This is a genomic window from Metabacillus indicus LMG 22858 (assembly GCF_000708755.2).
Taxonomy (GTDB): Bacteria; Bacillota; Bacilli; order Bacillales; family Bacillaceae; genus Bacillus_P; species Bacillus_P indicus.
The window spans coordinates 1,258,724-1,272,724 of sequence record NZ_JGVU02000002.1 but is presented as its reverse complement, the minus strand read 5'-3'; the positions used below and the strand labels follow the sequence as shown (position 1 = coordinate 1,272,724).

Sequence of the window (14,001 nt, the reverse complement as noted above, 5' to 3'; positions counted from 1 at the left end):
AAGCTGAAGATGCTTTGGGGCTCATTTTGTCAGTCAGTCGAGCGTTTTCTTGCGTGCACCGGGAATTTCTTTAAGTGCCAGATACATGACAACCAGATTTACAAACCAGTTGATGAAAATTCCGCTAGGGACCGAAATTTGCAGGAACTCCATAATCATGAAGAAAATAGATGCGAGTGTAATTGAATATGCAGCCATTACCCACAGCTGTTTAAAATTCACTTTTTTCTGCAGACTATTCTTAAAGAGAATACTCACAAACGCAAGAAACGTAATTTCGATAAATTTTGATGCAGCGGTAAAAAGGTAAAAGACGAGCAGGACAGTTCCGATGACAATTGGCAGAACACTTTCGAACTGGGACGAGTACGTCAGCAGATCCGCTTTAGACAATGTGTTCAGCATAGAGTAATCATAGCTTTGCGACTGTCCGGCAAAAGCATAGACAAATTCATTTTTCAGGAGGCCGATCGCATTTTCTTTGCTTTCAATTTCCTGAACTGTAAAAGAACCAGTGGGATCGAAGACGATAAAGAGATCATCTTTTGTGAGCTCTAACGGCTCTTTCGCATCTGAAACCAATGCTCCATCTTCTATTGTAAACTCCGGCAAGTCCTCTCTAAGTGTTGAGTCAAGGCCTTTCAGCAGTGCTGATATGCCGGAGGACATGTAAATCCCCATTGGCAGGGTGATAAGTATTGTCAGCATAAAGACATAAAGAATGGTTTTGCCGATTCCCTGAAATCTGAACATGGAGATCGATTTGGGGGAATAAGTACTTTTTGCGAGCTGTTTAAAAATGTTCAATTATACGCACATCCTTCTATAATCATCCAGTTTTCATTTTAACCATGCAGACCGCAAGAAACAAGGAATAATCGAATAGAAACTGCTAATGTTAAGATATTGTAAATTTTTTATGAAAAAGGGATAAACACCTTTACAATCAATCCACAATTCGTTAATAATTGGGGAGGTTGTAGAAACATGTCGATAAAAAGATGTTAGGGGTTGAATGAAGTTGGATCTCGATTTACAGAAGATGATCTTTGAATTTCTCGGAGGCCTTGGGATTTTCCTCTTCGGAATTAAATTCATGGGCGACGGACTGCAAAAATCAGCAGGTGACAGACTGCGTGACATACTGGATAAGTTTACGACAAATCCTGTTATGGGTGTTCTGGCAGGTATATTTGTTACAATACTCATCCAGTCAAGCAGCGGTACGACTGTACTCGTCGTAGGACTTGTCAGCGCAGGGTTTATGAATTTGCGCCAGGCAATTGGTGTCATTATGGGTGCAAATATTGGAACCACTGTCACAGCCTTTATCATAGGTATTAAAATTTCAGACTATGCACTGCCGATTCTGTTTGCCGGTGCTGTACTGCTTTTCTTCTTTAAAAACAAAAAAATTCATAACTTCGGCCAGATTGTCTTCGGATTTGGTGCTTTGTTCTTTGGACTTGAATTAATGGGCGACGGCATGAAGCCGCTTCGTTCGCTTCAGGCTTTTCAGGAACTCACTGTCAGCATGAGTGACAATCCGCTGCTTGGCGTTGTGATCGGCACTGTCTTTACTGTCATCGTCCAAAGCTCGAGTGCGACAATCGGTATCCTGCAGGAGCTTCATGGACTTGGCCTGATTGATATTAAAGCTTCCCTGCCGGTTCTTTTCGGAGATAACATTGGTACTACGATTACGGCCGTTTTGGCTTCAATTGGTGCTTCTGTTGCTGCAAGAAGAGCGGCATTGACGCATGTTATCTTCAACTTGATAGGGACAGCCATTTTCCTGCTGATTCTGCCGCTGTTCACAGCCTTTGTCGCCATGCTGAAGGCGAACCTTGGATTGAATCCCGAGATGACGATTGCCTTTGCTCATGGAACATTTAACTTATCAAATACGTTAATTCAGCTTCCGTTTATCGGGGTGCTTGCTTACATTGTAACAAAGTTAATTCCTGGAGAAGATTCTCTGGTAGAATACAAAGCAAAACATTTGGATCCGCTGTTTATTGAGCAATCCTCTTCCATTGCGCTTGGCCAGGCGAAAGAGGAAATCCTTCGCATGGGTCAGTTTGCATCACTTGGCCTTGAAGAGGCAAATCAATATCTGAAAACAAACCAGAGTAAACATGCCGATACAGCTTACCAGATCGAAGATGCCATCAATAATCTTGACCGGAAAATCACAGACTATCTCGTATTAATTTCACGGGCAGAAATGTCTGCAGCAGAGTCTGAAGAACATTCAACTCTGATGGATACGGTAAGAGACATCGAACGCGTCGGCGATCACTTTGAAAACATTGTGGAGCTTGTCGATTATCAGCTTACAAACAAAGTAAAGCTCACTGAATCCGCACTGAAAGATTTAGATGAAATGTTCACTTTGACAATCAGCACGCTGAAAGATGCCATTACTGCATTAGATGATAAAAATACAGATCTTGCAGCAAAAGTCATGAAATCAGAAGAACAGATTGACAAAATGGAACGCACACTGCGCAAAAAGCATATTCTCCGCATAAATGAGGGAAGCTGCACGGGTCAGGCAGGCATTGTATTTGTCGACATCATCAGCAACCTTGAGCGAATCGGCGACCATTCTGTCAACATCGCTGAAGCTGTGCTTGGCTACCGCAAATAATGGTTTAAAAAAGACTGAATAAGCTATAATGAAAGCAAGGGCTAAAGCTCTTGCTTTTTTTCAGCAATAACGAAGAAAGAGTGGTGTTTTCCGATTTGGAAGCTTTATATTGGACACTGATTATCATTATGTTTGTGATTGGATTTGCAGGACTGATTTATCCGATTATCCCAAGCGTTCTCTTCATTGTCGGCGGATTTCTTCTATTTGGCGCTTTCTTTGGCTTTGAGGAATTCGGCTATCAGTTCTGGCTGATTGAGGGAGTGTTTGTCGCTGTCTTATTTGCCGCTGACTATGTGGCAAATTTAATGGGGGTCAAAAGAGTCGGAGGAAGCAAGGCTGCCATTTGGGGAAGCACGATTGGACTTTTGATCGGTCCATTTATCATTCCTATAGCGGGAATCATCATTGGACCGTTTATCGGTGCAGTGCTTGCAGAACTTCTCGTTCACAAAAAAGATTTTAATGAATCTGTAAAAGTCGGCCTTGGATCTCTTATTGGATTTATATCAGGGGTTTTTGCCAAAACAATCATTCAGCTCGTTATGATCGGTTATTTCCTGTATACCGTTCTCTGACGTGAAGAACATTCGAAAAAACATGCATATAAATTGAAACAATCGGTCAATTTTGGTAATCTTAATGTGACAAGCTTAGGCTTAGCAACTACATACCATTCAAGGAGGAGATTTAAATGGCTTACGAACTACCGCAACTGCCTTACGCATATGATGCACTTGAACCGCATATCGATAAGGAAACAATGAATATTCACCACACGAAACACCATAACACATACATCACGAACGTGAATGCTGCTCTAGAAGGTCATGACGATCTTCTCAGCAAAAGTGTTGAAGAACTTGTTTCAAATCTTGACGCAGTGCCTGAATCAGCGCGCACAGCTGTACGCAACAACGGCGGCGGCCATGCGAACCACAGCCTGTTCTGGACAATCCTTTCACCAAACGGCGGCGGAGCTCCATCAGGAGAACTTGCTGACAAAATCAACAGCAAATTCGGAAGCTTTGAAACATTCAAAGAAGAATTCGCTAAAGCTGGCGCTACACGCTTTGGATCTGGCTGGGCATGGCTTGTTGTAAACAATGGCGAGCTTGAAGTAACAAGCACTCCAAACCAGGACTCTCCTTTAATGGAAGGCAAAACGCCGATCCTTGGTCTTGATGTCTGGGAGCATGCTTACTACCTGAACTACCAAAACCGCCGTCCTGACTACATCGGAGCTTTCTGGAACGTTGTAAACTGGGAAGAAGTAAACAGACGCTACGAAGAAGCTAAATAATAGACGTGAAAAAACAGGAAATCTTGGATTTCCTGTTTTTTTATTTGGAGATTTTATAGTAAGAATTAAACGGCTGATTCCGCTTTTCGTGTTGTCCAGCTCCATCAGCCAACTCCTCTGCCAGAACGGAATCGTCAAAAAAGGCATAAAGCGCCTTTTCCGCCGCTTCCTTATCTGACTCCCGGAGCTAAACGGATGATTCCGCTTTTCTCATTGTCCAGCTCCGCCTCCCACCCTTCCGTCAGAACAAAATCCCCCAAAAAGTCAAACCCGGACTTTTTGGGTGATTTCTTTTCTGCCTGTCAGGGCTAAACGAAAGGCTCTGCTTTTCGTATTGTCCAGCTCCATCGCCCAACTCCTCGGCCAGAACGGCTCCGCCGCAAAAAGCAAACCCGGCTTTTTCCGTCGGATCCTTTTCTGTCCTTCGGAGCTAACCGGGCGATTCCGCTTTTCGTGGTGTCCAGCTCCATCAGCCAACTCCTCTGTCAGAACAAAATCCCCCAAAAAGTCAAAAGCGGACTTTTCGGGTGATTTCTTATCTGCCTATCGGAGCTAAACGGCTGATTCCGCTTTTCTTTGCATATCTCCCCCCCCTTTACACAGACTAATTAGTAGCTGATGAAGGGGAGTTTTAGGTATGTCTAAGCTGCAGAAAGTCTTTGGTAATGTGGAAGTGAACCGCGATTTGCTTCTGCTTCTGACGATTGGGGGCATGTATTCTTTAGGGATTGCCCTCTCGAATGCTTTTGTTAATGTGTATTTGTGGAAGCAGTCCGGCAGTTTTTTGGATTTAGGGATCTATAATCTGACGATTGTGATCATGCAGCCCATTACATTTATTATTGCCGGGAGATGGGCGAAAAAAATTGACCGGGTGATTGTGTTTCGTCTTGGTGTTGCCTTTCTGGCTGTATTTTATCTGTCCGTTCTCTTAATTGGGGACAGGGCAGCAGATAATTTGATTTTGCTTGGAGGTCTTCTTGGGATAGGCTCAGGTTTTTACTGGCTTTCCTTTAATGTACTGACATTTGAAATTACAGAACCTGAGACAAGGGACTTTTTTAACGGATTTTTAGGGGTCATGACTTCCTCTGCTGGAATGATCGGCCCGATTGTCGCCGGTTTTGTCATCTCAAGGCTTGCAGGAGACACGGGATACAAAACAATCTTTTCCCTGTCGCTTGCCCTGTTTTTTTGTGCAGTGATTCTAAGTCTCTTCTTGAAAAGAAGGCATGCGAACGGGCGTTTTCTGCTTATGGATGTTTTAAAAGAAAGAAAGCGGAACATGAACTGGCGTATGATTACGAACGCTCATTTCTTTCAGGGGCTCAGGGAAGGTACGTTTATTTTTGTCATTGGAGTCCTTGTTTTTATCACGACCGGCAGCGAACTTGCTCTGGGGAAATATGGGCTGATTAACTCTGCGGTTGCTTTTGTTTTTTATTATCTGGCCACAAGGATGATTACGAAGAAAATGAGAAAGAAGTTTATCCTGGCAGGGGGAATTCTGCTTTATGCTTCCATTTTCCTGCTTCTTTTTGATCTGACCTACACAAAGCTCATCATCTATGCGATTTCTATTGCGGTCGCCTATCCGCTTCTGCTCGTTCCCTACATTTCATTGACTTACGATGTGATTGGGCGGTCATGGAATGCAGGAGAAGCAAGGATCGAATACATTGTCGTCAGAGAACTGTTTTTAAACATGGGGAGAATTACGTCAATCCTCCTGTTTATTCTTTCTGTCACGCTGTTTAATGAAAAACAGAGCATTCCTTTTCTGCTTGCTATCATAGGGGCAGGACACAGCTGTATTTATTTTTTCATAAGGAAGGTTTCACTGCCTGAAACAAATGAACCCATCGATAAAAAAGAGGTTAACGGACAGAAAAAAATGCCTGAGCCGAACCTTGTAGATGGAGAAAGCAGCTGACACGGCATATGACAATCGTGTTACAACTGTCGAAAATAATAGAAATAAGTCGATTTTTTTCATAAAATAGAGGGTAGACACCATGTTATGGTGTCTATTTTCATTTTTAAAACCTGATTTCGACAATAAGGCGGTGCAGCATGACAAAGAAAAAGAAACGGACAGTCCCGCTTCGCTTGAATATCCTGTTTTTCCTTATCTTTTTGTTATTTTCAGGAATGATACTAAGGCTTGGCATTGTCCAGATTGTATATGGAGAAGATTACCGCAAGGAAGTTGAAAGGACGGAAGAAGTAACAATAAGCACGTCTGTCCCCCGGGGGAAAATCTTTGACAGAAACTACAATACAATTGTAGACAACAAGCCGATCAAGGCGATTACATATACAAGATCGGCTTCTTCTGATCAAGAGGAACGACTTGAAACAGCAGCCAAACTTGCCAAGATTTTTGACCAGGACACAACGGACTCAAAAGAGGACCAGGAGGCTCTGGAAGAAGACTTAAAGAAAATCACGGTAAGAGATAAAAAAGATTACTGGATTTTGACGCGTCCTGAAAAAGCAGAAAAGAAAATCACGAAAGCGGACCGTCAGAAGGTGCTTGACGGAGTAATGAGCGAAGATGACCTGTACGATCTGCAGCTTGAAAGAATAACGGAAAATGAGCTGAAGGAAATTACTCAGGAAGAGCTTAAAGTTCTTGCGATCAAACGGGAAATGGACAGCGGTTATGCCCTGACGCCCCAGATTATTAAAAAAGACAACATTTCTGAAAAGGAATTTGCTTTTATAAGCGAAAACCTTGATGAGCTGCCCGGTATCGATATTACAACCGACTGGGAGCGCAACTATGTGTTTGATAAAACACTCCGAACGCTTATAGGCAGCATCTCTTCTTCTGAAGAGGGAGTGCCCCAGGACAGACTGGACTATTTCACTTCCCGTGAGTACAGCCGGAATGACAGAGTGGGGAAAAGTTATCTCGAGTATCAATATGAAGACATTCTGCAGGGGCAAAAAGCAAAAGCCCGCAATATTACCGATAAGTCGGGAAACATCATTGATACAGAAATCATCACCGAAGGAAAGAGCGGCAAAGACCTGATCATGACAGTCGATGTAGAGCTTCAGCAGGAAGTTGAAAAGATCATCGAAGAAGAATTGAAAGCGGCCAAAAAGAAATCCGGAACGGCCCTCCTTGACCGGGCCTTTGTCGTCATGATGGACCCGAGAAACGGTGAAGTGCTTTCTATGGCGGGTAAACAGATCAAAAAAGATGAAAATGGAAAAACCGTCATTGATGATTATGCTCTCGGGACGATGACAAGTTCATACACAATGGGGTCAGCTGTAAAAGGGGCCACTGTTCTTTCAGGTTTCCAATCAGGTGTGATTAAGCCCGGAAGCATACAGCTGGACGAACCTCTTTACATCAAAGGCTCCCCGCCTAAAAAGTCCTATCAGACAATGGGAAACATCAATGATCTTGAAGCGCTTCAGCGGTCTTCCAATGTATATATGTTTAAAACTGCCATCGCTATGGCGGATGGCGAGTATAGACGAAACAAATCACTGCCCCTAGATACATCAGCCTTTTCTGTGCTGAGAAACTACTACAGCCAGTTTGGTCTTGGCGTCAAAACGGGCATAGACCTCCCTAACGAAGCAACAGGCTTTAAAGGAAGGGATGTAACGCCCGGCCTGCTGCTTGATTTATCAATCGGACAATATGACACGTATACGCCGCTTCAGCTTGCGCAATATGTTTCTGTCATTGCAAACGGCGGCTACCGCATGAAGCCGCAGCTTGTGAAGGAAATAAGAGAACCGTCTCCGAAAGACAATCTTGGATCTGTGATTGAATCCATTAATCCTGAAGTGTTAAATAAGGTTGAAATGAAGCCCCAGTATGTTGAACGTGTTCAGGAAGGATTCAGAAGGGTCATGCAGGAAAAAAGAGGGACTGCCTATGGTTATTTCATGGGAGCGGATTACCTCCCTGCAGGCAAAACAGGGACAGCCCAGGCATTTTACGACGGGCCGAACAAAGACCAGTTCCTTTCGCCTACTTATAATCTGACTCTTGTGGGGTATGCGCCTCACAACAACCCTGAAATCGCCTTTTCAGTAGTTGTACCATGGGCGTATGATAAAGCCAGCAATTCTCATCCAATCAATAACCTGATAGGACGGAGAATTATGGATAAGTATTTTGAACTGAAAAGCGAACAGAGCAAAGAAGGCATTGAAGAAGGTGTCGGCCAGCCTGAAAATGCAAGAGAGCTGGAAGAAGCTGAATAAAAGCAAGCGATAAAGAGGACAATAAAAGCACTCAAATGAGAGTGCTTTTTTTGTTGGGTTTGAAAAGAGTCTGCTGGAACAAGCATTAAGCCGGCACCCTTTCACTATTCGACAAAAAGGGATATGCATTTACAAAACCTTAACATTTGATTAAAACCATGTTAACACTTAGGCGTTATTGTATTACTTGTAGGACAAAAACACCACTTTGTAGGGGGAATTAAGAAATATGAAAAGCTTCAAATTTTTAGCCATGACTATTATGATTTCGTCTTTGCTTGCATTCGCAGCAGCATGCGGAAATGGTGAAAGCACAGAAGGAAACGGTTCTGAAGACAAAACTTCTGAAGAAGCAGCTCAATTAGAAGGTGAAGTTGGAATCGACGGATCATCAACTGTTGCTCCTATCGGTGAAGCAGTTTCTGAAGAATTCGCAATGGAAAATCAAGATGTTAAAGCTCCTATCGGCGTATCAGGAACTGGCGGCGGATTTGAGAAGTTCGTAGCAGGCGAAACGGATATTTCTCAAGCGTCACGTCCAATTAAAGATGAAGAAGCACAAGCAGCTAAAGACGCTGGAATTGAATATACTGAACTTCAAGTCGCTTTTGACGGACTTTCTGTAGTAGTAAATAAAGAAAATGATTTCATCAAAGAATTAACGGTTGAAGACCTTAAAAAGATTTGGGTTGAAGACGGTAAAGAAAAGAAATGGTCTGATATCAACCCTGACTGGCCAAACGAGCCAATCAAGCTTTTCTCTCCAGGAACTGATTCAGGAACGTATGACTACTTCGATGAAGTAATTCTTGACGAAGAGCCTGTTGCTAAAGCTGCTACTCTTTCTGAAGATGACAACGTTCTTGTTAAAGGTGTGCAAGGAGACAAAAACGCAATGGCATTCTTCGGATATGCTTACTACCTTGAAAACAAAGATACACTTAAAGTTGTTCCAATCGTAAATGAAGAAGGCAAAGCAGTTGAGCCGACAAATGAATCAGTTGAGTCTGGCGAATACAATCCGCTTTCACGTCCGCTTTACATCTATGTGAACAACGCTTCAATGAAAGAAAAGCCACAAGTTGCTGAATACGTGAAGTTCTACATGGAAAACGCCGGCGCACTTGCTGAAGAAGTCGGATACGTAAGCCTTCCTGAAGAAAAGTACAAAGAGCAGCTTGAAACAATCGAAGGTTTAAAATAATTTAAAATCTAATAGATGAGAAGCATAAAACTGCTTCTCATCTTCCCATGTTTTGGAAAGGGGTTTTCGCATTATGGCAACAGAATCAAGCCGCTCTGTCAGTGAACTGATCAGAGAAAAAAAAGAGAAAAGATCCTGGATGAGATCTACAGAAAAACTGGTCCCGGCATTTTTATTGCTGACAGCTGTCATTTCCGTTCTTACGACAGTAGGAATTGTGTTAACTCTTATTGTTGAAACGGTAACGTTTTTCAGCAAAGTGCCTCTGCTTGACTTTATAACCCAGCGGGAATGGTATCCGTTTTTTGAAAGTGATCCAGCCTACGGAATTATAACACTTATTTCTGGAACACTTCTTGTAGCAGTAATTGCAATGGTTGTAGCTTTGCCGATTGGTTTGGCATCTGCTATTTATTTGAGTGAGTATGCATCAGACCGGGTAAGAAGGATCATAAAGCCGATCCTTGAAGTACTTGCCGGGATACCGACTATTGTGTACGGATTCTTCGCCCTGACATTTGTTACACCGCTGCTTCGTTCGATTATGCCTGACCTTGGATTCTTCAATGCTCTGAGCCCGGGTATTGTGGTGGGGATTATGATCATTCCAATGATTGCTTCACTATCTGAGGATGCCATGACATCTGTTCCAAGAGCTATGAGAGAAGGCGCCCTGGCACTTGGATCAACGAAATTTGAAGTTGCCATTAAGGTAGTGCTTCCGGCAGCTATATCCGGTGTCATTGCTTCATTTGTACTGGCTATTTCACGTGCAATCGGCGAAACGATGATTGTTACACTAGCAGGCGGTGCTACACCTAAGCTTACGTTTGATCCGACGGAATCCATTCAGACGATGACAGCTTACATTGTTCAGGTAAGTTCAGGTGATGCAGGTTATGGAACAACAATCTACTACAGCATTTATGCTGTCGGTATGACGCTATTCCTGTTCACATTGCTCATGAACCTGCTTGCACAGTTTATTTCCCGCCGCTTCAGGGAGGAATACTAAGATGAACTACATTAATAAAGATAAAGTCGCAAAGAAGATGGGCAGCAGGCTTGCGGTAAACGGCATTTACAAAGGTATTTTTATGATTGCCACAAGTTTTGCTCTCGTTGTTCTCGGAATTCTTTTATATCGGATATTCACTCAAGGATTTAGCTTTTTAACACCGGAATTTTTTCAGAATTTCGCATCAAGAAGACCGTCAGCATCAGGTATTAAAGCAGCACTGGTCGGTTCCCTCTGGGTTATGGCTGTAGTCATACCGACTGGATTGATTCTTGGTGTCGGCACGGCTTTATATATGGAAGAATACGCTAAGAAAAATAAATTCACGAACTTCCTGCAAGTGAATATTGCAAACCTTGCCGGAGTTCCTTCGATCGTTTTTGGACTCTTGGGTCTTACTGTATTTGTCCGTTACTTTGACCTTGGAAGAAGCATTTTAGCCGGGGGATTTACAATGGCGCTTCTTGTTCTTCCGGTTATTGTCGTTGCGTCTCAGGAAGCCATCAGAGCTGTTCCTAAAGAGCTACGTGAAGCATCTTTCGGTATGGGGGCAACGAAGTGGCAGACCATTCGCAGAGTTGTTTTACCGGCTGCTATACCAGGTATTTTAACAGGTAGCATTCTTGCATTCTCAAGGGCAATAGGCGAAACAGCGCCTCTGCTGGTTGTAGGTGCGTTCGCATTCGTAAACTACCTGCCTGAAAGTGTAATGAGCACATTTACCGTTATGCCAATTCAGATCTTTAACTGGGCTTCAAGACCGCAGGCTGATTTCCAGGATGTAGCTGCCGCCGGAATTATCGTTCTGTTTATCTTCCTGATTGTCATGAACTCTGTGGCTGTCTTGATTCGTAACAAGTTCCAGAAAAATTATTAAACATGCTTTGAAATGGATGAAGGAGGTTTCACACGATGGAAATGACAAAAGTTGTGAAAGAGCGCAAGGAAAACGAGGAGTTCGCGGCGAAGGCTGAAAAAGAAAAAAGCATCGTCTATAAAACAGATAACCTGAATCTTTGGTACGGAAATGACCAGGCGCTGAAAAATATTGACCTTGATATCTATGAAAACGAAGTAACGGCGATTATCGGACCTTCAGGTTGCGGTAAATCAACGTACATTAAAACATTGAACCGCATGGTTGAACTGATTCCTACAGTCCGCACATCAGGCAAAATTATCTACCGCGGAAAAAATATCTTTGACAAGGGCTACGGGGTTGAAGACCTGCGTACAAGAGTAGGAATGGTGTTTCAAAAGCCAAATCCGTTCCCTAAATCTATTTATGACAATGTTGCATACGGACCAAGAATTCATGGAATCCGCGAGAAAAAGACGCTTGACGCCATCGTTGAAAAAAGCTTAAAAGGCGCAGCCATCTGGGATGAAGTAAAGGACCGCTTAAAAGAAAATGCATACGGCCTTTCCGGCGGACAGCAGCAGCGTTTGTGCATCGCGCGCTGTCTTGCGATTGAACCCGATGTGATCCTGATGGATGAGCCGACGTCTGCACTTGACCCGATCTCGACGTTAAAAGTGGAAGAGCTTGTTCAGGAATTGAAAAAGCAGTACAGCATCGTGATTGTTACTCACAACATGCAGCAGGCTGCACGTATTTCCGACCGCACAGCATTTTTCCTAAACGGCGAAGTTGTGGAATACGCACATACTGACAAGCTGTTCTCTAACCCGTCTGATAAACGTACAGAAGATTACATCACAGGACGTTTCGGTTAAATAAAGGTAAGTCGTGCAAAACAATCAGTTTGCACGGCTTATTCCTGTATGATTTACTGGGAAAAACACATCAGCTTGATACTATTGGAGGGAAGCGACATGGTAGTAAGAGAGAAGTTTGAATATGACCTTAAAATTCTTCAGGATAAATTAAATGAAATTGCAAGCCTTTCCGTAAAATCGCTGTCTGAGGCAATCGGTGCACTTGAAACAAGAAATGTAGAAGCAGCGCTTGAAATTATCGAAAATGATGAAAGAATTGATGATCTGGATGAGGAAATCAATGACCTTGCCATCCTTCTTATTGCCAAGCAGCAGCCCGTTGCCATTGACCTGAGAAGAATTATCGTCGCCATTAAAATCTCTAATGACATTGAAAGAATGGCGGACTTTGCTGTTAATATTGCAAAATCAACAATCAGAATCGGGGACGAGCCGTTATTCAAACCGATTGAAACCATTAAAAAAATGCATGCGATTGCTGTTGAAATGTTATCCCTGTCTGTTAAGGCATATAACGAAGAAGATGTGGTCCTTGCCAAGCAAGTAGCGGAGATGGATGATCAGGTGGATGATTTATATGGCCAGACAATTCGTGAACTGCTTGAAATTATGCCTGAGCGCAAAGAGCTTATGCAGCAGCTTACTCAGCTTATGTTCGTGTGCAGATACATCGAACGCACAGCTGACCATGCGACAAATATCTCAGAAAGCGTCCTCTACCTCGTAAAAGGCAGAAGATACGACCTTAATGCTTAAACCATCAAAAAAGCTTGCCGCAAACGCGGCAAGCTTTTTTATGTCGGGAATTCCCGAATAGAAAAATGAACGCCTCGATTTCTCTGGCGTTCACTCCTTTTTATTTTACGAGAACATTTACAATCTCGCTGAAGCTCATTCCTTTTTTAAGCTGGAATGTTCCCATGCGTACTTTTGTATGATAATTTCCGTTAATGACAAAATCATTAAATTCGCTTGCGGATTCGATGACGCCTTCCTGTTCGAGAATGCGCGAAACATCAGAAGTCGCCATGCCGTCTACAATTTTAAGGGTATAGTTTTCCTGCTGGGGTTTTTCTTCTGCAGGTTTTTCAGCCTGTTTTTGCTTTTCAATTAAAGCCTTTTCTTTAAAGGCGATTAATTCGTCATATTCTTTCGTATCAACAGCCGTCTGGCCGTTTTTGATTAAGTATTCTTTGATGTCATTTTCAGTTACTTCTCTATTGACAGTCACAGTCGCTTTGTCGTTGTTTTCTCCGAAAAAGTGAGTGGCAGCGAGTACAGATGTGGAAAGAATCATTCCTGCTGCGAACGATTGAAATCCTTTTCTGCTCATGTGAGGACCCTCTCATTCTTTTTTAGAATGTCTCTGATTTCATCCTCGCTTAAGTATTCAGAACGTGCAATGGCTTCAGTGGATAATCCTTGATTATGCTTTAAAACAATGCGCTGAAGCGTTTGAGGATCGATTGAATCATAATCTGAAAGCTGAAGGCCGTTTTGCAGAATTTCTTCTTCTAAAACTCTGACTTTTTTCTTCAGCTTGTAGATCTCCTGCATAGATGATACCGACAGGTGCTCTACTTCCTGTTCAATGTCTTTAACGGAATCTCTCTGAAAATATGAGACGCCAATTAAAAGGATGCTTACGGCAAACAGGGCAATAATCATAATCTCCATTTTATTCACCTTCTAATATTTTTTCCCTTTTTCTTTATACCATAAAAAGCTTATGGACTAAAGGAAATTCGTAGATATTGTCGAAAATTGTCCTTATTGGATCAGCTTTTTTCAAATACAGGATTTATGTCATAATAAGGAGAGAAATGGATGTGCGGGAAATGACATTG

General features: G+C 42.7%; 13 protein-coding genes. 10 read left to right on the top strand and 3 right to left on the bottom strand.

The genetic code is table 11. The features are described 5' to 3' along the window. Positions 1-33: 33 nt before the first annotated feature. Positions 34-807: a DUF1189 domain-containing protein gene (locus AZ46_RS09850; RefSeq protein ID WP_029279646.1), complete on the bottom strand. Its 774-nt coding sequence runs from the start codon at positions 805-807 to the stop codon at positions 34-36. A gap of 214 nt (positions 808-1,021) precedes the next feature. On the opposite strand from AZ46_RS09850, the gene AZ46_RS09845 reads away from it, so the two are divergent. The 10 genes from AZ46_RS09845 (at position 1,022) to phoU (ending at position 12,910) form a co-directional block, all read left to right on the top strand. Then, positions 1,022-2,653 (top strand): Na/Pi cotransporter family protein, encoded by a 1,632-nt coding sequence (locus tag AZ46_RS09845; RefSeq protein ID WP_029279648.1) that lies wholly within the window; start codon positions 1,022-1,024, stop codon positions 2,651-2,653. Between the two features lie 95 nt (positions 2,654-2,748). Continuing rightward, on the top strand, positions 2,749-3,231 hold the full coding sequence (locus AZ46_RS09840; RefSeq protein ID WP_029279650.1) for a DUF456 domain-containing protein: 483 nt from the start codon (positions 2,749-2,751) through the stop codon (positions 3,229-3,231). 116 nt (positions 3,232-3,347) lie between these two features. Further along, positions 3,348-3,956 carry a superoxide dismutase SodA gene (sodA, locus tag AZ46_RS09835; RefSeq protein ID WP_029279652.1) on the top strand — a complete coding sequence of 203 codons (609 nt, stop codon included), beginning with the start codon at positions 3,348-3,350 and terminating at the stop codon, positions 3,954-3,956. Positions 3,957-4,593: 637 nt separating this feature from the next. Then, entirely contained in the window at positions 4,594-5,889 is a 1,296-nt protein-coding gene (locus AZ46_RS09830; protein ID WP_029279653.1) for an MFS transporter, read from the top strand. 140 nt (positions 5,890-6,029) lie between these two features. After that, entirely contained in the window at positions 6,030-8,192 is a 2,163-nt protein-coding gene (locus AZ46_RS09825) for a peptidoglycan D,D-transpeptidase FtsI family protein (RefSeq protein ID WP_029279655.1), read from the top strand. A 229-nt stretch (positions 8,193-8,421) separates the two neighbouring features. Continuing rightward, a complete protein-coding gene (locus AZ46_RS09820; protein ID WP_029279657.1) occupies positions 8,422-9,396 on the top strand; it encodes a PstS family phosphate ABC transporter substrate-binding protein in 975 nt (324 codons plus the stop codon). Positions 9,397-9,469: 73 nt separating this feature from the next. Further along, positions 9,470-10,411 carry a phosphate ABC transporter permease subunit PstC gene (pstC, locus tag AZ46_RS09815; protein ID WP_029279659.1) on the top strand — a complete coding sequence of 314 codons (942 nt, stop codon included), beginning with the start codon at positions 9,470-9,472 and terminating at the stop codon, positions 10,409-10,411. 1 nt (position 10,412) lies between these two features. Continuing rightward, a complete protein-coding gene (gene pstA, locus AZ46_RS09810; protein WP_029279661.1) occupies positions 10,413-11,291 on the top strand; it encodes a phosphate ABC transporter permease PstA in 879 nt (292 codons plus the stop codon). Between the two features lie 35 nt (positions 11,292-11,326). Continuing rightward, positions 11,327-12,151 carry a phosphate ABC transporter ATP-binding protein PstB gene (pstB, locus tag AZ46_RS09805; RefSeq protein WP_029279663.1) on the top strand — a complete coding sequence of 275 codons (825 nt, stop codon included), beginning with the start codon at positions 11,327-11,329 and terminating at the stop codon, positions 12,149-12,151. 99 nt (positions 12,152-12,250) lie between these two features. Continuing rightward, on the top strand, positions 12,251-12,910 hold the full coding sequence (phoU, locus tag AZ46_RS09800; protein WP_029279665.1) for a phosphate signaling complex protein PhoU: 660 nt from the start codon (positions 12,251-12,253) through the stop codon (positions 12,908-12,910). A 100-nt stretch (positions 12,911-13,010) separates the two neighbouring features. Here phoU and AZ46_RS09795 read toward each other — a convergent pair whose 3' ends face one another. Further along, positions 13,011-13,487 (bottom strand): MltG/YceG/YrrL family protein, encoded by a 477-nt coding sequence (locus tag AZ46_RS09795; RefSeq protein WP_029279667.1) that lies wholly within the window; start codon positions 13,485-13,487, stop codon positions 13,011-13,013. Next, positions 13,484-13,831 carry a hypothetical protein gene (locus AZ46_RS09790; RefSeq protein WP_029279669.1) on the bottom strand — a complete coding sequence of 116 codons (348 nt, stop codon included), beginning with the start codon at positions 13,829-13,831 and terminating at the stop codon, positions 13,484-13,486. The genes AZ46_RS09795 and AZ46_RS09790 overlap by 4 nt, the downstream gene beginning before the upstream one ends. Between the last annotated feature and the right edge of the window lie 170 nt (positions 13,832-14,001).